Consider the following 26708-nt stretch of genomic DNA (forward strand, 5'->3'; position numbering starts at 1 on the left):
GGCGGACCAGCTTGTCCGGCCGCCCGGGGACTGGAGCACCCCTGGAAGCGGTCGGCACGGGCTGTGCTCAGCGGTCGAGGCCCAGCATGCGGCGGTTGGCCACCTCGTCGGTGCCGGCGGCCGCGAAGTCGTCGAAAGCGCGTTCCGTCACCGGGATGATGTGCCGCCGGATGAAGGCTGCGCCCTCGCGCGCTCCGACCTCGGCTGCCTTGATGCAGCATTCCCATTCGAGCACCGCCCAGCCCCCGAAATTGTGCTGCGTGAGGCGCGAGAAGACGCCGCCGAAATCGACCTGCCCGTCGCCCAGCGAGCGGAAGCGTCCCGCCCGCTCCAGCCAGGATGCGTAGCCGCCGTAAACACCCTGGCGCGGGGAAGGGTTGAACTCCGCGTCCTTGGCGTGAAAGGCGCCGATCCGTTCGTGGTAGTGGTCGATGAAGCCGAGGTAGTCGAGCTGCTGCAACACGAAGTGGCTGGGGTCGTACAGGATCTTGGCCCGCGGGTGGTTGCCGACCGCCGCGAGGAAGCGCTCGTAGCTGACGCCGTCGTGGAGGTCCTCGCCCGGATGCAGCTCGAAGCAGACGTCGACGCCCGCGTCGTCGAAACTGTCCAGGATTGGCCGCCAGCGCCGTGCGAGCTCGGCGAAGGCACCCTCCACCAGCCCTGCCGGGCGCTGCGGCCAGGGATAGATGTAGGGCCAGGCGAGCGCGCCGGAAAAGGTCGCGTGCGCCGACAGGCCGAGGTTGGCGGAGGCACGGGCGGCCTTGTGCATCTGCGCCGTCGCCCATTCGGTCCGCGCCCGCGGGTTGCCGCGCAGCGCGGCCGGGGCGAAGCCGTCGAAGGCCTCGTCATAGGCAGGATGAACGGCCACGAGCTGCCCGATCAGGTGGGTTGAAAGCTCGGTGATCTCCACGCCCGCTTCCCGCAGTGTGCCGCGCAGCTCGTCGCAATAGGTGCGGCTTTCCGCGGCGCGGTCGAGGTCGATGAAGTCGGCGCCGGTGCAGGGGATCTGCACCCCCACGAAGCCCAGATCGGCAGCCCAGCGCGCGATCGCCGGCAGGGTGTTGAACGGCGCTTCCGTGCCGGCGAACTGCGCCAGGAAAATTGCGGGACCCCGGATGGTCTGCATCAGCGGAACACCTCCTCGCCCGTGCCGGTGGGCAGCGCCTCGGGGCGTTCGCAGCGGCTTTCAACGTGGATGTGCCGGCCTTCCGCGGCGGAGCGTTCCAGCGCATCCAGCACCTCCAGCACGTGCAGCGCCATCTCGGCGCTGGCGCGGTGCGGGCGGCCCGTTTGCAGCGCGGCGGCCATGTCCAGCAGCCCGATGATCCGGTAGTCCGCGACCTCCTTGCCCAGGCGGGTGACACGGTTGTTGATGCCGAAGGGATGCGCCCCGATCGGCAGCGGCTCCCACTCGCCGTCCTCCCGCGTCAGCATCGGCTCGCCGCCGAAGAAGTTGGGGTCCGGGTTCTGCAGGCTTCCCCCGGTGCCGTAGATCTCGATCGGCGGCCGGCGCGTCTTCCAGGTGTCCCAGCTCGTGGTGATCGAAAGATTGGCGCCCGAAGCGAAGAGCAGCGTGCCGTTGACCGTGGTCTGCACCTCCACCTCGATGCTGCTGCCGCTCAAGGGGCCGCTTCCCACGGTGCGCGTGGGATAGCCGCGCGTCGCCTCGGCCGCCACGCGCGACACGGGACCGAGAAGGTTCACCAGCTGCGTGATGTAGTAGGGACCGAGGTCCAGCACCGGCCCGCCGCCAGGCTTGAAGAAGAACTCCGGGTTCGGATGCCAGCGCTCCATGCCACGCGAGGCGACGCAGGCCGCGCCGCCGATCACCTGCCCGATGCGGCCCTCATCCACGGCGCGGCGGCAGGCCTGATGCCCGGCGCCGAGGAAGGTGTCGGGGGCGCAGCCGACGCGCAGGCCCCGGGCGGTGGCCGCCTGCAACACCTCGCGCGCTTCCGCGAAGCGCGCCACCAGCGGCTTCTCGGAGTAGATGTGCTTGCCCGCCGCGAGGATGCGCAGGTCAACCGGCGCGTGCGCCACCGGCACGGTAAGGTTCAGGACGATCTCGATCTCTGGGTCGGCCAGCAGATCGTCCACCGACAGAGCGGCGCAGCCGTATTCCGCCGCGCGTGCCTGCGCCGCCTCCATCCGCAGGTCCGCCACGGCCTTGACGCGCAGCAGGTCGGAACGCCCGGCACCCTTGAGGTAGGCCTCGCTGATGACGCCGCAGCCGATGATGCCGATCACCGTTTCACGCATCGGTCTTCAGCCCTTCATGCCGCTGATGAAGCGGAAGCTGTTGCGCACGCTGGCGGCGGGGTCCGCGGGCTTGTCGTGTTCCACCACCATCCACCGCGCGCCGTTCTCACGCGCCGTGCGCCACAGGGTCGGCCAGTCCATCACGCCCGACCCCACGTCGGCCCAGCCATCCTCCTCGGCGTTCTGCCCTTCAGGAGCAAGATCCTTGACGTGAACGGAGGTGAGGCGGTCGCGGTAGCGCGCCATCCAATCGGCCGGATCGGCACCACCGCGGATCAGCCAGGCGAGATCCGCCTGCCAGCGCAGCGGGCTCGACCCCGCGGCCTCGAACAGCAGTTCCAGCGCGTTGCGACCGCCTTCCTTGGGCGTGAGCTCCCAGTTGTGGTTGTGGTAGCCGAGGCGGACCCCTTCGCGCTCGAAGCGCTCCGACAGCGCCCCGAGCTCGGCGCCGAGCGAGCGCCAGTAGTCCGCGCCGGACTGGCGCTCCGCCGGGGGGACGGAGGGCATGAACAGGTCCTCGAAGCCCAGCGTCCGACAGGCCTCGAGGATCGCCTCCGGCTTCTCGCGCAGCGCCGCGATGCTGACGTGGGACGACGAGGTGTGCAGCCCCCGCGAGTCCAGCTTCGCGCGCAGGCCAGCGGCATCCTCCAGGTGGCCGCCCACGGCTTCCACGTGGCGGTAGCCGGCCTCCGCCACGGCGTCGAGCACCCGGTCGACCTCGCCCATGCTGCGCAGCGTGTAGAGCTGGATGGAGAGCTGATCGGTGTCGGTCACGGTGTTTCCCTTGGTTGTGGCAACGGTCATGATCAAAGGCGCTCCCCGCTCGCGGGATCGAAGAGCGAGGCGTGCCCCAGGTCGAGCGCGAGCTGCACGGGACCTTCCGTACCGCGGGCCCGCTGCGGCGAAAGGCGGGCGGACAGGCGCTGCCCGGCCAGGTCGAACCAGCCCAGCGTGTCGGCCCCCATCGGCTCCATGAAGAGTGTCAGGGCCGGCACGGTGTCCGTATCCCCGGCGCCGGCCAGACGGACGTGTTCCGGCCGCAGGCCGAGGATCACCTCGCGTCCCGGGGCCGGGGGTGCCAGGAAGTTGTAGTCCTCCAGCGACAGGACGTGTCCGCCCACCTCCACGCCACGGTCCGCGCGCAGCGTGCCACGAAGGAAGTTCATGGCGGGCGATCCGACGAAGCCTGCCACGAACAGCGTCGCGGGGCGTTCGTAGAGCTCCTCCGGCGTGGCGTACTGTTCCACCTGACCGCCCCGCATCACCGCGACGCGGGTCGCCAGCGTCATCGCCTCGATCTGGTCATGCGTGACGTAGAGCATGGTGGCGCCGAGCTGCCCGTGCAGGCGCTTGAGCTCCACCCGTGTTTCGGTCCGCAGCTTGGCGTCGAGGTTGCTCAGCGGCTCGTCGAACAGGAAGACGCGCGCTTCCTGCACGAGCGCCCGCCCGATGGCCACGCGCTGCCGCTGCCCGCCCGACAGGGCCGCCGGCTTGCGGTCCAGCAGCTGCTCGATCTGCAGCATCCCGGCCACGCGCGCCACGCGACGTTCGATCTCGGCGCGCGGCGTGCCCTTGACCTGCAAGCCGAAGGACAGGTTCCGGCGCACCGTCATGGTGGGGTAGAGGGCGTAGGACTGGAACACCATGGCGATGCCGCGCCGGCTGGGATCGGTCTCGGTGACGTCCACGCTGCCGATCTCGATGCTGCCGCTGTCGATCGGGTCGAGGCCCGCGACGGCGCTGAGCAGCGTCGACTTGCCGCAGCCCGATGGACCCAGCAGCACCGTGAAGTCCCCCGGTGCGACGTCGAGGTCGATGTTCTTGAGGACGTGCAGCGGCCCGTGCGACTTGTTCAGGCCGCGTATGCTGATACCCGACATATGGATCACCCCTTCACGGCGCCGGCGGTGATGCCGCTGACGAAGTAGCGGCCGGACAGGAAGTAGACGAGGAGAGGGGGCAGGGCGGTGAGCAGCGTCGCCGCCATGTTCACGTTGTACTCGACCTCGCCCATGGTGGAATTGACGATGTTGTTGAGCTGCACCGTCATCGGCAGGTTGTCGCGCCCCGCGAAGATCAGCCCCAGCAGGTAGTCGTTCCAGATGCTGGTGAACTGCATGATCATCGCCACCACGAGGATGTTGCGCGACATGGGCAGCATGATGCTGAAGAAGATGCGGAAGAACCCGGCGCCGTCCACGCGCGCCGCCTTCACCAGCTCCACCGGAAGGCCGACGTAGAAGTTGCGGAAGATCAGCGTCATCACCGGCAGGCCGAAGAGGACGTGGATGGTGATGATGCCCGCGAGCGAGTTGTAGAGGGACAGCGTGCTGAAGATCCGCACGATGGGGTACAGGATCACCTGATACGGGATGAAGGCGCCCAGCATCAGCGCCGTCATGATCAGGTCGGCCCCGCGGAAGCGCCATTGGGCCAGCGCGTAGCCGGTGATCGCCCCTGCGAGCACGGAAAGGAGCACCGAGGGCACCACGATGCGGACGGAGTTCCAGAAGCCGGCGCTGACGCCGTTGCAGGACAGGCCGGTGCAGGCGCTGGACCAGGCCTTGGCGAAGGGCTCCAGCGTCGGGGCCATCGGCGGCAGGAAGATGGAGCCCGCGCGGATTTCGGCCATCGGCTTCACCGCCGTCAGCAGGATCACCGCCAGCGGGATCAGGAACACCAGCGAGACCAGCAGGAGAAAGGCGTAGGTGCCGGCCCGCTGCGAGCCCGCGAAGCGCGAGCCGCGGGACCGCGCGATGGCGCGCGGGATGCCGAGGGTGAGGTCGCTCATCGGCTCCTCCGGCTGGTTTCGAAGTAGAAGTAGGGGGCGAGCGCCGCGATCACCGTGCCCAGCATCACCACCGCCGCGGCGGAGGCGAGGCCGAGATTGGCGCGCTCAAAGGTCAGGTCCACCACGAAGCGTCCGGGCAGGTCGGACGCGTTGCCCGGACCGCCGCCGGTCATGGCGACCACGAGGTCGTAGCTCTTCACCACGGCGATCGCGAGAAGCACCACGCAGGTGACCATCAGTGGCCTGAGCATCGGCAGCACGATGCTCCAGTAGACGCGCGCGCGGGGAAGGCCTTCCATCCGGGCGGCACGCCAGATCTCGCCGTCCACGCCGCGCAGGCCCGCCAGCATGATCGCCATGATCAGACCGGCCTGGTGCCACACCGCGGCGAAGACCAGCGTGTAGATCGCGTAGTCGCGCTGCACGATCCAGTCGAAGGTGAAGTCGGGCCAGCCCAGCTGGCGCACGAAGTTCTGCACGCCGATCGAGGGCGAGAGCACCCACTGCCAGGCCAGGCCGGTGACGATGTAGCTCATCGACAGGGGGTAGAGCAGCACCGTCCGGAACAGGTTCTCGAAGCGCAGCTTGGCATCCATCAGGATCGCCAGGAGGGTCCCGAGCGCCAGGGTGCCCAGGACCATCAGAACGCCGAAGATGAACATGTTGCCGTAGGCGGTGATCCAGCGCGGCGTCGCGAAAAGCCGCACGTACTGCGTGAAGCCGACGAAATCGTAGTTCGGCAGCATCCCCGAGCGCGTGGTGGAGATGTAGGCCGTCCAGACGATGCTGCCGTAGAAGCACACCAGCATCACCAGCACGACCGGCAGAACCACGAGCCGTGGGGTCAGGTTCCGGAAAAAGGAATCGCGCATGCCGCTTCCTCTCGTGCTCGGCCTCTCGCCGGCGCTACCGTTCCGCGCCGGCCACGATGTCGGAAAGCTCCGCCGCGGCGTCCTTGGCCGTCATGCGCGGGGTGGTCCAGTAGCGGATCATCAGGTCGCCGAGCTGTCCTTCCGCATCGGCGTTGTAGGCCATGCCGACGTTGGGAAGCAGGTTCTCGGGGTGCTGCGCGATGATCTCGGCACCCAGGCGGCTGCAGTCGTCGAGCGCGGGCATCGTCGCGTCGCGCCGTGCCGGCAGCCCGCCCTTCTGCTGGTTGAAGGCGACCTGTACCGCCGGGTCCATCACCGTGGCCGCGAGCTTCTCGCGCGCCGCGACCTGCTCGGCGCCGGTCGCCTTGGGGAAGGCGAAGACGTCGATCACCGTGATGTAGTAGCCGGCATTACCGGGGGCCAGCGTGCACCCGAAGCCTTGGCCGGGCTGGAGGCCGCCCGCGATGAACTCGCCCTTCGCCCAGTCGCCTACGATCTGCATCGCGGCCTTGTTGTTCTGCACGAGGTAGGTGGTGTCGTTCCAGCGGCGGTTCGGGCTGCCATCGTCGACGTAGCCGGTGAGGCGCCGCAGGATCTCGAAGGCCTTGATCACCTCAGGCCCGCCCGCGGCCTTGGCGTCGTGCTGCGCCCAGACCTGACGGTACAGGTCGGCACCGCCCGATCCCAGGAGCACCGTCTGGAACAGGGCCACGACCTGCGGCGGCTGCACGCCCAGCGCCAGCGGGATGATCCCCGCCGCCTTGATCTTGTCGGCGACGGTGAAGAACTCGTCCCAGTTCTTCGGCGGTTGCAGCCCGAGGTCACTGAAGACCTTGGTGCTGTAGAACAGCATGTTGGCCGCCTGGATGTTCAGCGGCACGGCGATGACGTGCCCGTCGTTGCGGATGCGCTCATTCGCCAGCGGCGGCAGGTTCGCCGCCCAGTTCTCGCGCTTGGCGATGTCGTCGAGATTCGCGAGAAGCCCTTGTTCCGCGAGCTGCCGGACGCTGACCAGGTTGTTCCACTGCATCGCGGTGGGCGGGTTGCCGCCGGCGATTCGGTTGATCGCCGCGGCACGCGCGGCGGGGCCGCCGACCACGGCGCTGTCGATCCAGGTTCCGCCGCGCTTGCCGTATTCCTGCGCGAAGACGCCGACCGCCTTGGCCTCGCCGCCCGAGGTCCACCAGTGGATGACGTCGGCGCGCTGCGCCGATGCAGGGGTGGAAAGAAGTCCCATGACCACGGCAACACCGCCGGCCAGGGCAGGGAACCCGATACGCATATGCGTTGCCTCCCGAGAGCGTTGTGCTTCTCGTTCTTCTTGGCGCCCCCGGGACGAGAGGGGGCGAAGGCACCGTTTCGATGCCGTTTCCCATCGCTACCGCGTTCCGGGAGGGTTATGCAATCGATTTCAATGCTGCGTTGCGGAAGTTCTGGACCGCCGCGCGGGGCCGACGCATCATCGCATTCATGGCCATACAACCCGGCAAGGTGGAAAGCGGCGACGCACGGGAGCGTCCCAAGATGTCGGACGTGGCGCGCCTCGCGGGCGTGTCCGTCGCAACGGTGAGCCGGGTCCTGTCCGGATCGAGTCTCGTGAACGCGGAAACGCGCGACCGCGTGCGCCACGCGGTGGGAAGTACCGGCTACGTGGTCCATTCGGCCGCGAGCGGGCTCCGTTTGCAGCGCAGCCGTCAGCTGCTGGTGATCCTGCCCACCATCGCCAACGCGTTCTTCGCGGAGATCGTGCTGGGCGTGGAGGAGGCGGCGCAGGCGGCCGGTTTCGGCGTGCTGATCGGCAGCACGGGCGATCAACCCAATCGTCAGGAAGGATTGACCCGGCAGCTTCTGACCGGTGCCGTGGACGGGCTGCTGCTGCTCACGGGTCAGAGGCCGCTGGGGGTGCCGGAGGCGCCGCAGCTACGCCAACGGATCGTGGCGATCTCGGAGCATATCCCGCGATCGGGCATACCGGCGGTGTCCATCGACAATGTCAGGGCCATGGCCGCCGTGACCCGCCACCTGCTGCAACTGGGTCATCGCCGGATTGGCTTCATCGGCGCCGCGGCCAACAACATCCTGACCCGTGAGCGCGAGAAGGGCTTTCGCACCGCGCTGCTGGAGGCGAGGGTGGCGTTCGACCCTTCCCTGCTGATCCACGCGGATTATTCCATGGAAGCGGGGGCGAAGGGGCTCCAGCACCTGCTCCTGCAGACGCATCCGGCGCTTGGGCCGGTGACGGCCGTGGCCTGCTGCAGTGACGAGATCGCCATCGGCGTCGTCCGCAGCGCCCGGCTGGCAGGGCTGTCGGTGCCCGGTGATCTTTCGGTGACCGGCTTCGACGACATCCAGTTCGCCGCTGCCTACGACCCGCCACTGACGACGATTCGTCAGCCACGGCTGCTGATGGGGCGCGCTGCGGCGACCCTGCTGCTCGAGGCGCTGGAAGGGGATTCCTTGAGGTCACGTCGCCTCAACCTGGATTACCAGCTGATGGTGCGGGGGAGCACGGCGGTGGTCAGCAGGACCGCTTCAAGAAGAAATGCTGCAGCCTTTGCCGCGCCGGGTCGGAAGCGTGTCTAGACCAAGGGAGTGAGACGGCGAGGTTGCCCTGGGTCAGCAGGCAGCTCCCGCTGGTGCCTTCCTGCGCGCGCCCGACGAAGGCCACCGCCCGGAAGCGGCCCAGCGTGGCCTCCCCGGTGACGGCCCAGCCCGCGGCGGCCACCTGGGCGGCGGCGGGCGAGGTTGTCCTGCCCATGAGCTGGACACAGTCCGCGCACTGCGTGGCCGCCGCGCGAGGCAGTGCCTGCATGGCGGAGAAGGCAATACCGGGGACGTAGGATTCGATCCGCAGCGGCGTGGGGCCGCTCTGTGCGGAGGCTTGTTCCGGCAAGGCAGCCGCGGCAGACAGCAAAGGCGAGGCGCACGGTGCAGAGTGTGCGGCTCATCGAAGTTCCCCGGCTTCTCGCGCAGATCCTGGTGACCCATCGGGGATAAGCAACGTGGTGTGCTCCAGATGCGCCATTCCTTGCTGCGCTCAGGGCCGCAAGCCTCAGCCATGCGCCTCGCCTGGTGAAGGACCCGCGCTGACACGAAACCATGGGGAACTTCCGTCCCGGGCCGATCAGCAGCCCGCTCTTCTCGCGGCGGCATGTTCCGCCACGAAGTCGAGCAGCGCACGGTCGGCCCCACGAGGCGCAATGAACGAGAGCCCCACGGGGCAACCCTCCACCTCCCCCAGGGGCACCGAGACCTGCGGCAACCCACCCAGCCCCGCGATGCAGGTGAGCGACATGGCGCGGGCGCGGAATTCGTCCAGCTCTGCCGGCGGCGTGTTGAGGCGCGGCGCGATGCCCGGCGCGCTGGGCAGCACCAGCAGCGTCGCCGGGAGGAGCAGCTCGTCCAGCCGGGCACGCACCTCGGCCTGCGTGGCCTCGGCCTCCGCCACCGCGGCGTCGGTGATCTTGGCGCTGGCGGCGAAGCGTTCCCGCACGCCGGGGCCGAAGCGCGGCTGCGTCCGCTCGATCCAGGCGCCGTGGGTCCGCCAGATGTCGCGCATCTGCAGCGTGCGGAAGGCGGCCATCCAGGCTGCCAGCCCACGCGGCGCGAGCACCGCCTCGGTGGCCGGCAGCCGTGCGCACAGAGCCTCCAGCGCCGGGACCAGCGCGGCGCCCACGGCGCTGTCCGCCAGCGCGAAGGCGTCGCGCGGCACCACCAGCCGCGCGGCCGGTGGCGCGGAACCCTCCGGCAGCAGAACCGGGCCCAGGCGCCGCAGGGTGTCGGCATCGCGGGCGAACCAGCCCACCGTGTCGAAGCGGAGCGCCAAGGGCACCAGCCCCGCGACCGACACGGCGCCGTGCGTGGTGCGGATGCCGAACAACCCGCAATAGGAGGCTGGAACCCGCACCGAGCCGCCGGTGTCGGTGCCCAGCGCCGTGTCCACCAGCCCGCCCGCCACCGCCGAGGCCGAGCCCGAGGACGAACCACCCGGGATGCGGCCCGGTGCCCGCGGGTTCACCGGCGTGCCGTAATGCGCGTTCTCGCCGTTGAGCGAAAAGGCGAGCTCGTCGGTCTGTGTCTTGCCGATGAGCTCGGCGCCGGCCCTCAGCATCGCGGCCACGGCGGCGGCGTGGCGCTGCGGTACGGGGTGCGTGCGGGCCCAGTCCGGATTGCCCGCGCCGGTGGGAAACCCGGCCACGTCGAACAGGTCTTTGGCCGCGAAGCTGAGGCCCGCGAGCGGACCACCGGGCGTACCGGCGAGGCGTGGCTGCGGGCCATGGGTGAAGGCGTTGAGGTCGGCGGTCACTGCGGTGTCCTTGCCATGCAGGGTCTCATCGGTGCCGGGCGCGGTCGAAGCCTTGCGAGGTGGTTGGTCGCAACAGGATGCGCGGCCTGCGCGGGGTTCCTCGGAGTGCCGGCGGCTGAACGAGGGGGCGGCGCATCATTCGATCCGCGGGTCGTAGCCGTCCAGCCGGCTCCGGACGGCGGGGTTGCCGGCGTGGCGGCGCTTGAGCCGGGCCAGATCCGCATCCGTGCCCCTGCAATTCCGCTCCAGCGCGCGGGCGAGGACGGCGGCGCGGGCTGGATCGTCGGCCTCCTCGCCGCGGACGTGATCGCAGCGGTCGCGCCGGGCGATGAAGGCCACCACGTCCCGTGGCAGCTCCGCTGCCAAGGCCGGCATGGCGAGAGGAGAGCGGCAGGGATCAGTGGCGGATCACCGGTCCTCCATGTCGAAGAACAGGATCGGGCCCTCGCCGCTGGAAGAGGCGAACACCGTGATGCGTGCGGCGGCCTCGGCGAGGAAGGCGGTCAGGGAGGGCGCCAGGACGCGGCGCAGGTCCTCGTCGGGGCCGATCACGATCACCTGCCCGTAGGCGCCACCCGGTGCTGGCGAAAGGTCCACGGCATAGGCGTTGCCGCCACCATCTTCCGAGAAGGGCAGCCATCCCGGCCGCCAGTATTCCCGGTACACGGGATCCCCGTCGCGTCGCTGGACACTCACCTCGTCGTTGAAGGCCGTATCGAACTCCGGCCCGCCGCCGGCATACACGTCCAGCCAGCCCGCGTAGGCCTCCAGCGCCTTACCGAGGGAAAGAAAGCTGTAGCTGCCGAAGAGCGGGCAGAGGAGGCGGCCCGGCGAGGGGTCGGTGATGTCGAAGACGGCCCGCTGCCCGTCGGCCCGCAGCCAGAGGCGGAGCAGGTCTGGCGGCAGGGCGAGGCCGATGCGCTCCTCCGCCGCGTCGAGGGCGGCCCCGGTCGCGGGCGGGTTGAGGAAGGCGCTGACGGCGGAGCCATTCTCCGCGTGACGCCGCAGCCAGCTGTCGAGGGCAGTGTCCAGGTCCATTCAACGGCTCCGTCAGGGGGCGGGCAGGGGATGCGGGCTGCCCTCGTAGGGGTCGATCCCCGAGGCCTTCAGGCGCGCCTCGATCGCGATCAGCAGGAAGGAGAAGTGCTTGCCGCCGAGCAGGCCCTGCCGGGCCTCATCCTCGGAGATCTCATCCACCCGCCAGGCAGCCTGATGCCCGCCGCGGTCGTAGCGGGCATGGAAGCGGCCTCCTCGCGCCCAGATCTCGCAGCCCCAGCCGTAGTCCGCGAGCTTCTCCGGCGCTCCCTCGCCGCGCGGCAGCGGCGCGTGCTCCCCGCGCGCGAGCCAGAGGGCCAGGGCGGCCCGGTACATCGCGTGGCGCAGGCGGGGATAGGCGAGCACCTCCTCCCAGCTCACGCCGGGGCGGTCCCTGGCCACGCCATCGGTGGTGAGGACGATGCTGTCCAGCGCCCAGTCGCCTTCCGTCACCACCCGGTTCCAGGCGCCCGGCCCTTCGAAGAGGGCGAGGACGGCGCGGGCGACGGCGGCGGGCTCCCGCTCCAGCCGCCGGGCCAGCCCTTCCAGCACCGCGGCCCAATGGCGCTGGTCGCTGCGGGCGACCATGGCGGCGACCGCATCCATCGCCTGCCGCAGCGGGTCGACCTCCTGAGGCATCGCTTGCATGACGGGACCTAGAGCATCGCCAGGATGGCGCATGGTCAAGCGCCGGTCGCGCAGGCTTTCGCGGCCGCTGAGGCGTAGGGCCCGGCCCGTCGCCGGCGAGGGGCCGTTCCGCCACCGGAAGCCAGGCGGTGACCGGGCCTGTGCCAGCCACGGTGGGCAAGGCGCAGGCCGGGCAGTCGCACGCATCGACCAGGGGCGCGTTGCCCGTGTGTCCCTCGTGCGTGGCTGATCAGAAGCGTCGCGTCGCCGAACTGGCGGATGGCAGCCTGACTGGCTGCCATCGGCGCGGGTAGATCCGGCTCGCAGGCTGAGGCCACCTCGGACGTCGCTCCGGTGGCGGCGTGCGCGAAGCAGGTTCCGGCAGCCTTCGCGCTACAGCTTCGGCAGCCACTGCCTGGCGATGCGGCAGGCGACCGTGAAGGCGGGATTGAACACGTTGCCGACGTCGTAGCGGACGACCTGCCCCATCAAGTGGCTGGCCGCCCGGCTGTCCAGGCCGTAGTCCTCGCCGAGCCAGCGCAGCATCTCCGTCGTGGCGTGCTGCAGCGCCTGATCGAGCGGCCGGGCGTTGCCGACGGTGAAGATGTCGTCGGCCGTTTCGCCGCGCGGCCAGCCGATCGTCCGCTTCAGGACCCGCAGCGTGACCTCCATCTCGAAGGAGGTCTCGATCCCCGTGCCCACGATCTCCCCGTCACCCTGGCAGGCGTGGCCATCGCCGAGATAGAAGAGGGCGCCCGGCACGGACACCGGAAACCAGGCGGTCGTTCCCGGCGCGAACAGGCGGTAGTCCATGTTGCCGCCGTTGCGTGCGCTGGTCGCCGTGGAAAGAGCCTGCCCGCCGGCCGGAGCAACCCCGAAGCAGCCGATCATCGGCTGCAGCGGCGGGGAGAAGGTCTCCAGCCCTTTCACGGGCTCCCGCAGTTGGACGGTGCCGGCCTCGCGGTCGATGCTCCAGACCGCGCGCTGCTGCGACGGTTGATCGGCGATCGCGGCCGGGTCCAGCACGGTGTGGGAAAGGGGCGAGTAGGTCCAGCCCGTTGCGCGGCTCGGCGTCAGCCGGTCGATGCGCACGGCGAGCGTGTCGCCGGGTTCGGCGCCTTCGACAAAGAAGGGGCCCGTCATCGGGTTCGGCCGCTGCGCGACGGCGGCCTCGTGCGCGTCAAGGCCGGACGCGTCGACCGTGTCGGTGATGATGGTGTCGCCGTCGGAGATGCGCAGGCATGGCTCGGCGGTGCCGATGACGTTGAAGTAGCGGAGCGGATGAAAGCGGTGCGTGGCCATCTGGTTTCCCGGGAGTTCGTCCCAGCGCAGGTCGTGTCACGCGCGCCAGTGTGGCCGGAACGCTAGGAACCACCCCTGGGGGTGGTCAAGAGCAACCCCGGGGCAGCGGCGCCCGCCGTTCCGCTTGACTCCGTGCGGGGGCGATGACCTCCTGCCGAGAAAGAACAACAGAATACGGAGGATATCGTGACGTCTTCGCGCTTGCGGTCGGCGACGTGGGTGCTCGGAGCCCTTGTTCTGGGCTGCACCGGCCTGTTCACGCGGGAGGCCGCGGCGCGTGTCACCCGGATCACCGTTGACGCGACCGAGCCGGTCGCCGGCGCCATCCCGCAGGAGCGTTTGACGGGTCAGGCCTTCGGCGAGCTCGATCCCGAGGATCCGGCCAACAGCATCATCACGGACCTGACGCTGGCACCCCGCAACGCCCGAGGGCGCGTGGACTACGTGGCCCGCTACAGCCTCACCAAGCCCGTGAACATGACGCGCGCCAGCGGCGTGCTCTGGTACGACCTGGTGAACCGCGGCACGCCGGTGCAGGCCGGGGAGGGCGCCCGCACGCCCGGCGACTTCGGGCACGTCGCGCTCATCAGCGGCTGGCAGGGCGACCTCGTGCAGACCGACCGCAACTGGGCGGTGCAGGTGCCCACGGCCACCAACGCGGACGGCTCACCGATCACCGGCCCGGTCATCGCGCGCATGGCCGACTCGAAGCCGGGCACGCGTTCCCGCCCGCTCGTCGTGCTGGGGGCCGCGGTGCCCTACGACGCCGCCTCGCTCGACACCACGCGGGCACAGCTGGTCACCAAGGTGTCGGAAACACGTTCGGGCGTGGTGGAAGGCGTGCGGGAGGTGCCGTCGTCGGACTTCGCCTTCGCGGACTGCACGGACACGCCGTTTCCCGGCAAGCCGGACCCGCGGATGCTCTGCCTCAAGGACGGCTTCGATCCCGCCCTCCTCTACGAGCTGCGCTACGAAGCCCGTGATCCGAAGGTGCTTGGCGTCGGGATGGCCGCAATGCGCGACGTCGCGACCTTCTTCCGCTACGAGGCGCGGGACGACACCGGCACGCCGAACCCGGTGGCGGGCCGGATCACCCACGCGGTCGTGCAGGGGATCTCGCAGTCCGGCAACGCGCTGAAGACCTTTCTGCACCTGGGCTTCAACCGGGACGAGGCAAGGCGGCGTGTGTTCGACGGCGCCAATCCGCACATCGCCGGGCGGCTGACGGCAGTGAACCTACGCTTCGGTGTTCCGAGCGGCAGCGGCACGCTCTACGAACCCGGTGGCGAGGGCGTGTTGTGGTGGGAGCACTACGAGGACAAGGCCCGCGGCCGCCCCGCCGCGGGCCTGCTGGACCGCTGCCGTGCCAGCAACACCTGCCCGCTGATCTTCGAAACCTTCGGCGCCACCGAGTTCAACGCGCGCCTGATGACGGCGGCCCTGACCGGCACCTCTGGCCACGAGGACCTGCCGCTGCCGTCCAACGTGCGCCGCTACTACTTCCCCGGCACGACGCATGACGGGGACAAGGTGGGCGGCTTCGCGCTCGCCCCGGCCGCGGCGCCCGGTTGCGTGCTGCCGCGCAACCCGAACCCTGAAACCGAAACAATGAGCGCGCTCGCGGTCGCGCTGGTGGATTGGGTAACCAAGGGGACGGAACCGCCGCCCAGCGCCTATCCCACGCTGCGTGACGGGCAGCTCGCCCCCAACACGGCGCAGGCGATGGGCTTTCCCGCCATTCCCGGTTCGCCGCGGCCCGACGAGCTGGCGGTGGGGGTGATGGACTACGATTTCGGAACGGCGCTGAATTACAACGACTTTTCCGGCGTCATCACCCGCCAGCCGCCGCTGATCCGGGGCACCATCCCGCCGCTGATGCCGAAGGTGAACGCCGACGGCAACGAGACGGTGGGCGTGCCCTCGGTCCTGCATCAGGCGCCGCTTGGCACCTATACCGGCTGGAACGTGGTCGCCGACGGCTTCTTCCGCGGCCAGCCCTGCGGCGGCGGGCTCACCGGCGGGTACATCCCCTTCGCCCGCACCAGGGCCGAGCGGGAAGCGGCCGGTGATCCGCGCCCCTCGCTCGAGGAGCGCTACGGCAGCCAGGAAGGCTACCTGTGCACCGTCCGGGCCGCGGTAAGGCGGGACGTGGCGTCGCGTGTGCTGCTGCCGGCGGATGGGGATCGCCTGATCGCGCAGGCCGCGGCCAGCCGCAACCTGCCTGAGGCGGCAGGCGACGGAGCAGGGCGTGCCACGGTCGAGCGCCTGTGCCGCGGCTGAGCGACCGGTCAACGGAAGCCTCTCGTGAGGTACGCACGCCGCTTGCGGGTCTGACGCCCTCCGGATACCGCAGCGGTTTCCGGACCTGTACCCCGGTTGTCCGGCAGATGGAGGCCCGCGCATGACGGCACACCCGACTTCGACCGACCGGCCGCAGGCGGGCTTTTCGTTCTCCGGGAAAATCGACGAGGCGATGATCCGCCGGGTCGTCGACCGCTTCTATGCCCTGGTGCGCGAGGATGAGGTCCTCGGTCCCGTCTTCAGGAGCGCCATTCCTGACGAGAAGTGGCAGGCACATCTCGGCACCATCGCCGACTTCTGGAGTTCCCTGCTGCTCGGCAGCGGTCGCTACAATGGCAGGCCCTTGCCGAAGCACCTGGCCCTGCCCGATGTCGGGGACGCGCATTTCAGGCGCTGGCTCGCATTGTTCCGCACCACCGCCGAAGAGGTCTGCCCTCCCGCCGTGGCGGCACTCATGGTCGAGCGTGCCGAAAGGGTCGCGAACTCCTTCCGCCTCGGCATCAGCGTTCACCGTGGGGAAGGTCCGGCACCGCTGAAGCCGCTCGGCCTTGAGGACTGAGCCCTCGGAAACGCCGGGAAGCTCGCCGTGGTCTGCTTGCTTGCCACAGGCAGCCGGCCTGCTCGCGCTCAAAGCCCGTTGCGGCGGCCCTGCGCCGACTGCGGCGGTTCGGGGATCAGGCCATCGACGTTTTCCATCCGACGTTCAGCCGCCCCAGGCGAGCGCCGTCCTGCCGCCGCCCGGCGCGGGACTGCGGGCGGGCCACAGCGAGGCTCGGATCCGGACCGGATGGTACCGACACCCGGCTGCGGGATGCGTGGCCGCCGAACTGCGGGCAAACTGAACAGTGATCCGGTCAGCATCGCAAGGAATGAGGGAGGGAAGGCCGTTGTCATCCAGTCAGGCCCCTTTGAACGTCGTTGGCGAAGAGGCCCAGTCGCGTCCGGGAAGCGGGCAGCCGGCGGGGACGACCCAGCTCCTGCTGCTCGTGTCCCTGGCGCACCTGATCAGCCACGTCTACATCCTTGCTCTCCCGCCCCTCTTCCCTTTCCTTCGTGACAGGCTGCAGGTCGGGTTCGTCGAGCTCGGCCTCGCGCTCACGGTCTTCAACGTCGTCTCGGCCGTGGCGCAGGCGCCGATCGGCTTCCTGGTGGACCGGATCGGAGCCCGGCGCGTGCTCGCGGCCGGCCTGGGCCTCGGAGGGCTGGCCCTCCTGTCCATCGGGCTGGTCGGGACCTATCCCTGGCTGCTTTTCGGTGCGGCACTGACCGGCCTGGCCAATGCCGCCTTCCACCCGGCTGACTATGCCCTGCTCTCGGCCGGCATCCCCAAGACGCAACTGGGGCGGGCCTTCTCGCTGCATACCTTTGCCGGTTATCTCGGCACGGCCATCGCGCCCGCCGTCCTGATCGGCCTGGCCCTCCTGGGCGGCCCCGGTCTGGCACTCGGCGTGGTGGGGCTTGCGGGCGTTCTTCTGGTGGGCCTCATCCTGCCGATGCGCGTGCCCGCGGCGCAGGACGGGGCCGATGCCCGGCGGCGACCGGCGGGCAGCCCGACCGCGGCGGGCGGCTCGATCGTCACCCCGGCGATCGTCTCGCTGACGGTGTTCTTCACCCTGCTCAGCTTCTCCACCGGAGCGATCCAGAACTTCTCGGTGGCGGCCCTGGTCGGCGGCTACGGGATAACCCTGGCCCAGGCCAACGCCGTCCTGACGGCGTTCCTGATGCTCAGCGCCTTTGGCGTCCTGGTCGGCGGCTTCCTGGCAGACCGGACGCGGCGGCACGGCGACGTCGCCGCCGTCGCCTTTGCGCTGACGGCGCTGCTGACCCTGCTCGTCGCCGTGGCCGATCTCGGACCGGTGGTGCTGATGGCTGTCATGGGTGCCGCGGGGTTCCTGTCCGGCGTCATCGCCCCGTCACGCGACATGATGGTGCAGGCGGCCGCGCCCCCCGGCGGGTCTGGGCGGGTCTTCGGGATCGTCTCGACCGGCTTCAATATCGGTGGCGCCCTCGGGCCGCTCCTGTTCGGTTGGATCCTCGATCACGAGGCGCCGCGCTGGGTCTTCGGCGCCGCCGTGGGCTTCATGGTGCTCACCGTGGTGGTGGCTCTGCGCGACCGGTGGCTGGCCCAGAGGAACAGTGGCGCTGGAACACGGGGCGGCTAGCCAATCAGCGGCGACACTGCCTCGAGGCGTCGGCCGCTGAGGGGAACCTGGCAATGCTGCAGCCGGCCGGAGAACGGCCTCAGCAGTCCACGTCGTTGTCGACGACGATGAGGTCCGGGTGCTTCTGCGCCAGCCCGTCCGCGATGCGCAGAACCTCATGCATGTGGCGACGCACGGCTGCTTCCGCCTCGGCGGGCTGACGTTCGACCACGGCGCGCAGGATCGCGTGGTGCTGCTCGATCAGGACCTCCACCGGCGTCACGAGGGGCAGGCTCAGGAACCTGATCCGGTCGAACTGGACCTTCTCGCGCTCGATGATGCTCCACACGCCCTCAAGTGCGACACCGGCCGCGAAGCCGCTGTGGAACAGGTCATCGAGCCGCGTGAAAGCTTCCGGGTCGTCCGCCGCGGCCTGCTGACGCTTGATCGCATCCTCCAGCTTCGCGCGGGACGCCTCGGAGATGCCTTGCTCCGCGGCGCGGCGGATGATGGCGATCTCCAGGGCTTCGCGTACGAGGCGGGCACGCTCCATGGACTTCAGCGAGATGCGGTTCACGAAGCTGCCGCGCTGCGGACGCACGTCGATCAGCCCGTCCTCGACGAGGCGGATCAGCGCTTCGCGCACCGGGGCGCGGCTGGTGCCGAAGCGTGCCGCGAGTTCGTTCTCGGACAGTCGCTCCCCTGGCCGCAGGCGGAGCGTGACGATCTCCTGCCGCAGGGCGGTGTAGATCGACCGCCAGGAATAAGCATCAGTGCCTTGGGTCGCGGCAGCCTCCATCCCGGCCGGGGAGAACGACGACATCCTACAGGAAGCCGGTCGAGATCCAGGGGATCAGCGTAATCAGCAGCAGGGCCACGAACAAGGCAGCCAGGTGCGGCCAGACCGAGCGGATCGCGACGTCGGGCGACACGCGCCCGATCGCGCAGGCCAGGTAGAAGCCGACGCCGAAGGGCGGCGTGAACAGGCCGAAGCCCATCGCGAAGACCGCCAGCATGGCGTAGTGCACCGGGTTGACGCCCATCATGCCGGCGATCGGGAAGAGCAGCGGCCCGAAGAGCACGATGGCGGGCACGCCCTCCAGCACGCTGCCCAGGATCACGAAGGCCAGGGCGGACACCAGCAGGAAGCCGATCCTGCCGCCCGGCACCGCCGCCATCAGCTGCACCAGGTCCTGCGAGAATCCCGACTGCGTCAGGGCCCAGGCCATGGCCGTCGCGGCACCCACCACCAGCAGGATCGCGCCCGACAGGGACGCGGTCTCGACCAGGATCGGATAAACCCTGCGCCAGTCGAACTGGCGGTAGAACAGCAGGCCGATCAGCACGGTGTAGACGATCCCGATCGTGGACACCTCGGTCGCCGTGGCGACGCCCTCTACCACCGCGGTGCGGATCACCACCGGCAGGCCAAGGCCGGGCAGCGCCACCAGCAGCAGCCGGAAGCGCTGTGCCCAGCCGTAGCGCGGGGCGTGCGAAACGTCCTCGCCGCGCGTTTGCAGGAACACCACGACGCAGAGCGCGACCATGCCGACCACGGCCGGGAAAAGCCCGCCGGTGAACAGCGCCGCGATGGACACGCCGGTGACCGAGCCCACGGTGATCAGCACGATGCTGGGCGGGATGGTTTCCGACATCACCGCGGAGGCCGAAAGCAGGGAGGTCAGGTTGCCCTCCTTGTTGCCGCGCTTCAGCATCTCAGGGAACAGGGCCGGCGCCACCGCCGCCATGTCCGCGGCCTTGGCGCCGGAAATGCCGGACACCAGGTACATCGCGCCCAGCAGCACATATTGCAGCCCGCCGCGCAGGTGACCGATCATCGCCACCAGCAGCGCGATCATGGCGCGCGCGAGCCCGGCCATCTCGATCAGCGCGCCCAGCAGCACGAAGAGCGGCACGGCCAGCAGGATGAGGTGCGACATGCCCTCATCCATTCGCCCCGGCACGATCGAGACCGGGATCGTCGTGGCGAAGGCGACGAAGCCTACGGTGCCCAGCAGGAAGGCGAAGGCGATCGGCATGCCGATCACCATGGAGCCCACCACGAAGACCACGAAGAACAGCACCAGGTTGCTGTTGCCCATGTCCTCGATCGTGGGCCCGAAATACTCCAGCACCGCCGTGGCGGCGCCGACCAGCAGCAGCGCCACCAGCATCTGCTTCCAGTTGGCGATCCGCGCGAGGTTCTGCACGGCGGTGATCAGCATCAGCACGACGCCCGTGATGATCGCGGCGCCGCGATAGCCCTCGCTGATCTGCAGGACCGGACTCAGCCCCTCGTTCAGCGTTTCGAAATGCTCGTAGGCCGGCAGCACCAGCGACAGCAGCACCGCCGCGACGAGCATCATCGCCACCGCGTCCAGCCAGGCGCGGCGGTGCGGCGCCATGTCACGGATAAAGGCGGTCAGGCGCATGTGCTCGCCACGGCGCAGCGCCACCACCGAGCCCAGCACCGCCAGCCAGATGAAGAGCAGCGTCGCCAGCTCGTCCGACCAGGTGAAGGGGCTGTCAAAGAGGTAGCGCGCCGCGGTGCTGGAGCCGAGCACCACGACCTCCGCCAGGACCAGCATCGCCGCCACGGCTTCCGTGACCTTGGTCACCGCCCGGTCAAGGAAGCGCAGGACCTGAGCGCCGGGGGAGGCGGCCGCGCTGCCGACCGCATCGGCTCCGGCAACATCCGTGGGGAGGTGGCTCATGAGGGGGGATCCTGATCCTGAAGCACTGTCGGGCTTGGATGGGGAGGGCGCCGGGGCGCCTCCCCGGCCGGATCAGAGAGCGCCGGTATATTTTTCCAGCATCGACCAGGCCTCGTCGCCGAAGCGCTTCTTCCAGTCCGTGTAGAAGCCGGCGTTCTTCAGCACCTCGCGGAACTGCTGCTTGTCCGGCGTGTTGAAGGTCACCCCGGCCTTGGTCAGGGACTGCACCAGGCTGTCGTTCAGCGTCGCGATGTCGGCCCGCTGCTTCTCGGCGGCGTCGGTCAGGTTCCTGGCGACGGCGTTCTGGATCTCGGCCGGCATGCCGTTCCAGCGGCGGGCATTGGCGAAGATGAAGTGCCCGTCCCAGATATGACCGGTCTGGGCGATGTACTTCTGGACTTCGTAGAGCTTGGCGCTGTCGATCAGCGCCAGCGGGTTTTCCTGGCCATCGACCACGCGCGTCTGCAGGGCGGCGTAGAGCTCACCGAAGTTGATGGAGGTGGGCGAGGCGCCGAGCGCGTTGAAGGCCGTGACCCAGAGCTGATTGCCGGGAACGCGGATCTTCAGCCCCTTCAGGTCGCCGGGGTTGTTGATCGGGCGCGCGCTGGTGGTGATGTTGCGATAGCCGTTGTCCAGCATCTTCGGCAGCACGAAGAGCCCGACCTTGCCGAACTGCGCGCGAACGAAGCCGCCGAGGTCGCCGTCCATGGCGGCCCAGACCTTGTCGTAGCTCTCGAAGGCGAAGGCGACGGCGTTGATGCCGCCGACCGGCACCACGGTCTGGTTCACGCCCGAGGTCGACATGAAGTCCAGCGCGCCCGAGCGCGTCTGGGTGAACATGTCGGCTTCGCCGCCCAGCTGGCTGTTCGGGTAGACCTGCAGGTCGACCTGGCCGCCGGTGTCCTTGTTGATGGCGGCCGCGGCTTCCTGGATGCGCTTGACGCCGGGATGGTCGGACGGGAAGGCCGTGCCGTAGCGCAGCCGGTACTTCGCGCTCTGCGCCTGCGCCCGGCGGAGCGAGGGAGCACACAGGACACCCGCCCCCAGAACGGCCCCCAGGCCGCGCCGCGTCATGAGAACCGACATTCCGTTTCCTCCAGGGCTCGCGAAGGCTCGCCGGCCCGCGGCCAGCGCACAGGTTTTTTGGCGACGAGGTTGCCCAGGGCATCCTTGCCGCGGTGGCTGGCGACATCTATAAGACATCTGTCGACTAGTCGACAAGATAGCGGAACGACGTTTGTGTGGCCTCGCGCCCGACGGGAGAACCCGGCCATGGTGAGCATTGCTGTTGCCCAACCCGGAATGCTGGAAATCCGGACGGAGGAGGCCTCCCTTCATCCCGGTGAAGGAGAGGTCCTGGTTCGCGTGCGGCGCGCGGGGATCTGCGGCTCGGACATGCACATCCTGCACGGTTCCAACCCCTTCGCCCGCTACCCCCGCGTGATCGGCCACGAGTTCGCGGGGCACGTGGTGGAAACCGGCAAGGGCGTTGAGGGGCTGGTGGCCGGTGACGCCGTGGTGGCCGATCCCGTGCTGGCCTGCGGCCACTGCTATCCCTGCCGCATCGGCCGCCCGAATGTTTGCAGCAACCTCGAGGTGCTGGGCGTTCACCGCGACGGCGGCTTCCGCGACCACGTGGTGCTGCCCGCCAGCAACTGCGTGAAGGTGCCGGACAGCCTGCCGATCGAGATCGCGGCGCTGGCCGAACCCTTCGCGGTGGCGGCCAACGTCCTGTCGCGCACGGGGATCAGCGCGGAGGACACGGTGCTGATCTACGGCGCGGGCACGGTGGGCCTGACGGCGCTGCAGGTGGCGCGGCTGCACGGGGCGCGCTGCATCATCTCCGACGTGGACGAGAGCCGCCTGGAACGGGCGCGCGGCTTCGGCGCGGCGGTGACAATCAATCCGCGCGAAACCGACCTCCCGCAGGCGGTGCGCGACGAGAACGAGGGGCTGGGGCCCAGCCTGGTGATCGACGGCGCCGGCATCCCCGCACTGCTGGAGGAAGCCTGCCGCGTCGCCAGCCCCGCCGGCCGCATCGGCCTGCTCGGCTTCTCGCCCGGGCCTTGCAACATCAGCCAGCAGGAGATCGTCAAGAAGGAGCTGACCATCGTCGGCTCCCGCCTCAACCGCCGCTTCATCCCGCAGGTTGTGGAATGGCTGGCCGAGGGCAAGCTGCAGCCCGCCGGCATGATCACCCAGACGGTTCCGGCACGCGAGGCGCAGGCCGCCTTCGACCTGATCGAGAACGACCCGGCCAGCACCATCAAGGTGCAGCTGGACTTTGCATGACCGACATCGCTTCCTCGCTGCCCCGGCTCTCGGCCGCGACGCTGGGGCATGTGCGGCCCGGCGTGACGCTGCCGGGCTACGATCGCGCGCGGCTCGGCACGGGCATCGTGCATCTGGGCCTCGGCGCCTTCGTGCGGGCACACGTCGCGGCCTACACCGACGACCTGCTGGCGATCGAGCCGGGCGACTGGGGCATCACCGGCGTCAGCCTGCGCCGGCCCGACCAGCGCGACCTGCTGGCACCCCAGGACGGGCTCTACACCACGCTGCAGCGCGACGGTGCCGGCGCCCACGCGCGGATCATCGGCTGCCTGCGCGACACGCTGGTCGCGCCGGAGGATCCGGCCGGGCTGGTGGCGCGCATGGCCGACCCGGCCTGCCGCATCGTCAGCCTGACCATCACCGAGAAGGGCTACTGCCACGATCCCGCCACCGGGCAGCTGGACGCGGCGCATCCCGACATCCGGCACGACCTGGAGAACCCGACGGCACCGCGCAGCGCGGTCGGGCTGATCACCGCGGCGCTGGCGGCACGCCGAGCAGCGGGGCAGCGGCCCTTCACCGTGCTGTGCTGTGACAACCTGCCGCACAACGGTCGGATGCTGCGCGGGCTGGTGACGGATTTCGCGGCGCTGCGCGACGACGGGCTCGCCGGCTGGATCGCAGCGAATGCTGCCTTCCCCTCCACCATGGTCGACCGCATCGTGCCGGCCGCGACGGCGGCCGACGTCGAGGCGGCCGCAACGGCGACGGGCCTCTACGATGCTGCGGCGGTGAGCCACGAGCCGTTCCGGCAATGGGTGATCGAGGACCGCTTCGTCGACGGCATCCGCCCGACCTGGGAGCGCGTCGGCGCGCAGCTCGTCACGGACGTGCTGCCCTACGAGCACATGAAGCTGCGCCTGCTGAACGGGGCGCATTCGGCGCTGGCCTATCTCGGCTACCTCGCCGGGCACGAGACCATTGCCGACACCGTGGCCGATCCCGTGTTCCGCACCTACGTCGAGGCGCTGTGGCGGGAGGAGGTCATTCCCGCGGTGCCGCCACCGCCCGGCGTGGACATGGGGAATTACGCCGCGCAGCTGCTCGCGCGCTTTGCCAATCCGGCGGTGCGCCACCGCACCTGGCAGATCGCGATGGACGGGTCGCAGAAGCTGCCGCAGCGGCTGTTGTCGACCATCCGCGACCGGCTGGCGGAGGGCCTCCCGATCCCACGCCTGGCGCTCGCGGTGGCGGGCTGGATCCGCTACGTCGGCGGCACCGACGAGGCAGGCCGGCCGATCGACGTGCGCGATCCCCTGGCCGCCAGCCTGCGCGCGACCCTGGAGGGCGCTGCCCCGGAAGGGCGCGTCGAAGCGATCCTGGAAACCGAGGCGGTGTTCGGCACCGACCTGCCGCGGCAGCCGGCCTTCGTGGCCGCCGTTGGCGGGGCCTATGCCCGGTTGCTGGCGCAGGGCGCCCGCGCCGCGGCTGCGACCTGAGCTGGAGGAAACAATGGAACAAAGCTGGCGCTGGTTCGGTCCCGATGACGTGGTGCCGCTGCACGCGATCCGTCAGGCCGGGGCATCGGGGGTGGTCACCGCCCTGCACCAGATCCCCTATGGCGAAGTCTGGAGCGTCGAGGCGATCAGCGAGCGCCAGGCGCAGATCGCGGCCGACCCGGAACTCGGGCTGCGCTGGAACGTGGTGGAAAGCCTGCCGATCCACGAGCGCGTGAAGCTCGGCGAAGGCGACCTGACGGGGATCTTCGACAACTACCGCCAGTCGATGCGCAACCTCGCCGCCTGCGGGGTGAAGACCATCTGCTACAACTTCATGCCCGTGGTGGATTGGACGCGCACGGAGCTGCGGCGCCGGCTGCCCGGCGGCGCGCTGGCGCTGCGCTTCAACGCGCACGAGTTCGCTGCCTTCGAATGCCTCATGCTCGGGCGCAAGGGCGCGGAAGCGGAGTATTCCGACGAGGTCATGGACCGCGCCCGCGCCTGGTTCAACAGCGCCAGCGAGAGCAACAAGTCCACCCTGCTGGCCAGCATCATGGCGGGCCTGCCCGGGGCCTTCGACCGCTACGACATCCCGGCGCTGCGCCGGATGCTGGAGCGCTACGAGGGCGTGACGGCGGAGGTGCTGCGCGAGCGTCTGGCCCGCTTCCTGCGCGAGGTCATTCCGGTGGCCGAGGAGGTGGGCATCCGCATGGCGATCCATCCGGACGATCCGCCGCGGTCGATCATGGGCCTGCCGCGCATCGTTTCCGGTGCCGAGGACCTGGAGTTCATCACCGGTGCCGTGGAGTCCGACAGCAACGGCATCACCTTCTGCACGGGCTCGCTCGGCGCGGGCGTGCAGAACGACGTACCGGCGATGGCGCGGCGCTTCGCCCCGAAGGTGCACTTCGCGCACCTGCGCAACGTCGCCAAGGAGCCGGACGGCTCCTTCATGGAGGCCGATCACCTGGGCGGCGACACCGACATGGTTGCCGTGATCGAGACGCTCCTGCGCGAGCAGGGGCGGCGTCGTGAGGGCGGCGAGGCCGAGTGGCGCATCCCCATGCGCCCGGACCATGGTCACGAGCTGCTGGACGACATCGGCAAGGGGAGCTTCCCGGGCTATTCCGCCATCGGCCGGCTGAAGGGGCTGGCGGAACTGCGTGGGGTGATGGTCGCCGTGTCCAGGCTGCGATCCCTGCCACTCTGAGCTCGGCCAAGGGCACCCCGAGCCGGGCCGGGAAGTACATCAGGCTCGGCAGCCCGGAGGCCAGGCAAACATCCCCGCATCGCGGAGCGGTCGTCCGGCATCGCGCCCCCACGGCGCGATGCCGCAATAACCTTTAGGTGTCCTGCTGGCGTGAACCGCTCAGAACGCGAGATCAGGCGGGCCGGAACCGACACCGCCGAAGATCTCGACTGAACTGGTGGTCAGCGTCCTGCGGGTCTCGATCACCACTCGATCCCGATCTTTCCGAAATGCCCGCCGTCCAGCTCGTACTGGAAGGCCGTGCCGAGCTGGTCGAGCGGAAAGCGCCTGTCGATCACGGGCCGGATCGCGCCGCTGTCGAGTGCGCGCACGAAGTCCTGCTGTTCCCGCCGGCTGCCGACGATGATGCCCTGGAGCCTCGCCTGCTTCACCATCAGCGCCGCCGTCGGAACCTCGCCGGCCGCTCCGGTCAGGACACCGATCAGCGAGATATGCCCGCCGACGCGCACCGCCTCGATCGACTGGGCGAGCGTGCCGGGACCGCCGACCTCGACCACGTGGTCCACGCCGCGTCCGCCGGTCCAGTCCCGCACGGCGCGGCCCCATTGAGGCTGTTCGCGGTAGTTGAGCGTGAAGTCCGCCCCCAGATCCTTTGCCCGCTCCAGCTTCTGTCCGGAGGAGGAGGTGATCACGACCGTGGCACCCATCAGCTTGGCGATCTGAAGCGCCCAGATTGAGACACCGCCGGTGCCCAGCAGCAGCACCGTGTCGCCCGCCTTGAGTTTGCCGTCGACCACCAGTGCCCGCCACGCCGTCAGGCCGGCGGTGGTGATCGTCGCGGCCTCGACGGCATCGAACATCCTGGGTGCGCGGGTGAAGGCCGTCGCGGGCATCACCACGTGCTCCTGTGCGAAGCCGTCGGTGCCGTCGCCCGGCGTGCTCCGGAAGTCCTCCACCACTGGCGTGCCGTCCTGCCAGTCGGGAAAGAAGCACGAAACCACGGCGTCACCGGGCGCGAACTCCGTCACGCCGGGACCGACCGCTTCCACGCTGCCCGCCCCGTCGGCGAGAGGCACGCGCCCGTCCGCGCTGGGCATGCGCCCGGTCGCGATGCCGAGATCGTGGAAGTTGAGCGAGCTGCCATGCAGTGCCACCCGGATTTCACCCGGACCAGGATCGCCAGGATCCGGCCTGTCTTCCATCACCAGCCGCTCCAGCCCGCCTGGGGAGCGTAGCGCCATCGCCTTCATGTCAGGATCCTTGCCTACTCCGACCCGAACGCGCGAGGCGCCCGGCCGCTGCCTCAGCAACGGCCTGTCTCAAGGACGAGGCATCCCCTGGGCTGGCGGGCAGGATTATGACGCCCTGTTAAGAACA

23 protein-coding genes are annotated in these 26708 nt (G+C 69.7%); 7 read left to right on the plus strand and 16 right to left on the minus strand.

Going from position 1 to position 26708, the window contains the following annotated elements; genetic code table 11:
• Positions 1-67: 67 nt before the first annotated feature.
• The 7 genes from ACFFGY_RS01425 to ACFFGY_RS01455 are packed head-to-tail and all read right to left on the minus strand — an operon-like array spanning position 68 to position 7204.
• Positions 68-1126, minus strand: coding sequence for a sugar phosphate isomerase/epimerase family protein (locus ACFFGY_RS01425; protein WP_377042577.1), 1059 nt, complete (start codon positions 1124-1126; stop codon positions 68-70).
• Positions 1126-2259: a Gfo/Idh/MocA family protein gene (locus tag ACFFGY_RS01430; RefSeq protein WP_377042578.1), complete on the minus strand. Its 1134-nt coding sequence runs from the start codon at positions 2257-2259 to the stop codon at positions 1126-1128. Before ACFFGY_RS01430 ends, ACFFGY_RS01425 begins: the two co-directional genes overlap by 1 nt.
• 6 nt (positions 2260-2265) lie before the next feature.
• Positions 2266-3063, minus strand: coding sequence for a sugar phosphate isomerase/epimerase family protein (locus ACFFGY_RS01435; RefSeq protein WP_377042579.1), 798 nt, complete (start codon positions 3061-3063; stop codon positions 2266-2268).
• Positions 3064-3065: 2 nt separating this feature from the next.
• Positions 3066-4139 carry an ABC transporter ATP-binding protein gene (locus ACFFGY_RS01440; RefSeq protein WP_377042580.1) on the minus strand — a complete coding sequence of 358 codons (1074 nt, stop codon included), beginning with the start codon at positions 4137-4139 and terminating at the stop codon, positions 3066-3068.
• Between the two features lie 5 nt (positions 4140-4144).
• On the minus strand, positions 4145-5050 hold the full coding sequence (locus ACFFGY_RS01445) for a carbohydrate ABC transporter permease (RefSeq protein ID WP_377042581.1): 906 nt from the start codon (positions 5048-5050) through the stop codon (positions 4145-4147).
• Positions 5047-5922, minus strand: coding sequence for a carbohydrate ABC transporter permease (locus ACFFGY_RS01450; protein WP_377042582.1), 876 nt, complete (start codon positions 5920-5922; stop codon positions 5047-5049). The genes ACFFGY_RS01445 and ACFFGY_RS01450 overlap by 4 nt, the downstream gene beginning before the upstream one ends.
• Before the next feature lie 34 nt (positions 5923-5956).
• Entirely contained in the window at positions 5957-7204 is a 1248-nt protein-coding gene (locus tag ACFFGY_RS01455; protein ID WP_377042583.1) for an ABC transporter substrate-binding protein, read from the minus strand.
• 80 nt (positions 7205-7284) lie between these two features.
• Here ACFFGY_RS01455 and ACFFGY_RS01460 point away from each other — a divergent pair, with 80 nt between their 5' ends.
• A complete protein-coding gene (locus tag ACFFGY_RS01460) occupies positions 7285-8505 on the plus strand; it encodes a LacI family DNA-binding transcriptional regulator (RefSeq protein WP_377042585.1) in 1221 nt (406 codons plus the stop codon).
• Between the two features lie 541 nt (positions 8506-9046).
• Here ACFFGY_RS01460 and ACFFGY_RS01465 read toward each other — a convergent pair.
• The 5 genes from ACFFGY_RS01465 to ACFFGY_RS01485 all read right to left on the minus strand — a co-directional run bounded on the left by ACFFGY_RS01465 (position 9047) and on the right by ACFFGY_RS01485 (position 13192).
• Complete coding sequence (locus tag ACFFGY_RS01465) at positions 9047-10228, minus strand: amidase (protein WP_377042586.1); 1182 nt, start codon at positions 10226-10228, stop codon at positions 9047-9049.
• Positions 10229-10363: 135 nt separating this feature from the next.
• Positions 10364-10570, minus strand: coding sequence for a hypothetical protein (locus tag ACFFGY_RS01470; RefSeq protein ID WP_377042587.1), 207 nt, complete (start codon positions 10568-10570; stop codon positions 10364-10366).
• Positions 10571-10636: 66 nt separating this feature from the next.
• Complete coding sequence (locus tag ACFFGY_RS01475) at positions 10637-11266, minus strand: SMI1/KNR4 family protein (protein WP_377042588.1); 630 nt, start codon at positions 11264-11266, stop codon at positions 10637-10639.
• A gap of 12 nt (positions 11267-11278) precedes the next feature.
• Complete coding sequence (locus ACFFGY_RS01480; RefSeq protein WP_377042589.1) at positions 11279-11911, minus strand: hypothetical protein; 633 nt, start codon at positions 11909-11911, stop codon at positions 11279-11281.
• Positions 11912-12283: 372 nt separating this feature from the next.
• Positions 12284-13192 carry an acetamidase/formamidase family protein gene (locus ACFFGY_RS01485; protein ID WP_377042590.1) on the minus strand — a complete coding sequence of 303 codons (909 nt, stop codon included), beginning with the start codon at positions 13190-13192 and terminating at the stop codon, positions 12284-12286.
• A 219-nt stretch (positions 13193-13411) separates the two neighbouring features.
• Here ACFFGY_RS01485 and ACFFGY_RS01490 point away from each other — a divergent pair, with 219 nt between their 5' ends.
• From ACFFGY_RS01490 to ACFFGY_RS01500, 3 genes are all read left to right on the plus strand, one after another.
• Positions 13412-15472: an alpha/beta hydrolase domain-containing protein gene (locus ACFFGY_RS01490; RefSeq protein WP_377042591.1), complete on the plus strand. Its 2061-nt coding sequence runs from the start codon at positions 13412-13414 to the stop codon at positions 15470-15472.
• 121 nt (positions 15473-15593) lie between these two features.
• Entirely contained in the window at positions 15594-16052 is a 459-nt protein-coding gene (locus ACFFGY_RS01495; protein WP_377042592.1) for a group III truncated hemoglobin, read from the plus strand.
• A gap of 286 nt (positions 16053-16338) precedes the next feature.
• Positions 16339-17655 carry an MFS transporter gene (locus tag ACFFGY_RS01500; protein ID WP_377042593.1) on the plus strand — a complete coding sequence of 439 codons (1317 nt, stop codon included), beginning with the start codon at positions 16339-16341 and terminating at the stop codon, positions 17653-17655.
• Between the two features lie 79 nt (positions 17656-17734).
• Here the strand turns inward: ACFFGY_RS01500 and ACFFGY_RS01505 are convergent, their stop codons facing one another.
• The 3 genes from ACFFGY_RS01505 to ACFFGY_RS01515 all read right to left on the minus strand — a co-directional run bounded on the left by ACFFGY_RS01505 (position 17735) and on the right by ACFFGY_RS01515 (position 21434).
• Positions 17735-18457: a GntR family transcriptional regulator gene (locus tag ACFFGY_RS01505; RefSeq protein ID WP_377042594.1), complete on the minus strand. Its 723-nt coding sequence runs from the start codon at positions 18455-18457 to the stop codon at positions 17735-17737.
• A gap of 1 nt (position 18458) precedes the next feature.
• Positions 18459-20348, minus strand: a complete 1890-nt coding sequence (locus tag ACFFGY_RS01510) for a TRAP transporter large permease (protein ID WP_377042595.1) — start codon at positions 20346-20348, stop codon at positions 18459-18461.
• A 72-nt stretch (positions 20349-20420) separates the two neighbouring features.
• On the minus strand, positions 20421-21434 hold the full coding sequence (locus ACFFGY_RS01515; RefSeq protein WP_377042596.1) for a TRAP transporter substrate-binding protein: 1014 nt from the start codon (positions 21432-21434) through the stop codon (positions 20421-20423).
• A 186-nt stretch (positions 21435-21620) separates the two neighbouring features.
• On the opposite strand from ACFFGY_RS01515, the gene ACFFGY_RS01520 reads away from it, so the two are divergent.
• Genes ACFFGY_RS01520 through uxuA form a run of 3 tightly spaced genes read left to right on the plus strand, consistent with a single transcriptional unit; the run spans position 21621 to position 25331 of the window.
• A complete protein-coding gene (locus tag ACFFGY_RS01520; RefSeq protein ID WP_377042597.1) occupies positions 21621-22640 on the plus strand; it encodes a Zn-dependent oxidoreductase in 1020 nt (339 codons plus the stop codon).
• Entirely contained in the window at positions 22637-24121 is a 1485-nt protein-coding gene (locus ACFFGY_RS01525; RefSeq protein ID WP_377042598.1) for a mannitol dehydrogenase family protein, read from the plus strand. Before ACFFGY_RS01520 ends, ACFFGY_RS01525 begins: the two co-directional genes overlap by 4 nt.
• Before the next feature lie 13 nt (positions 24122-24134).
• Positions 24135-25331: a mannonate dehydratase gene (uxuA, locus tag ACFFGY_RS01530; RefSeq protein ID WP_377042599.1), complete on the plus strand. Its 1197-nt coding sequence runs from the start codon at positions 24135-24137 to the stop codon at positions 25329-25331.
• 242 nt (positions 25332-25573) lie between these two features.
• On the opposite strand, the gene ACFFGY_RS01535 is transcribed toward uxuA, so the two are convergent.
• A complete protein-coding gene (locus ACFFGY_RS01535) occupies positions 25574-26581 on the minus strand; it encodes a zinc-dependent alcohol dehydrogenase family protein (RefSeq protein ID WP_377042600.1) in 1008 nt (335 codons plus the stop codon).
• Positions 26582-26708 lie beyond the last annotated feature (127 nt).

The organism is Roseomonas elaeocarpi (assembly GCF_042433915.1).
Taxonomy (GTDB): Bacteria; Pseudomonadota; Alphaproteobacteria; order Acetobacterales; family Acetobacteraceae; genus Roseomonas; species Roseomonas elaeocarpi.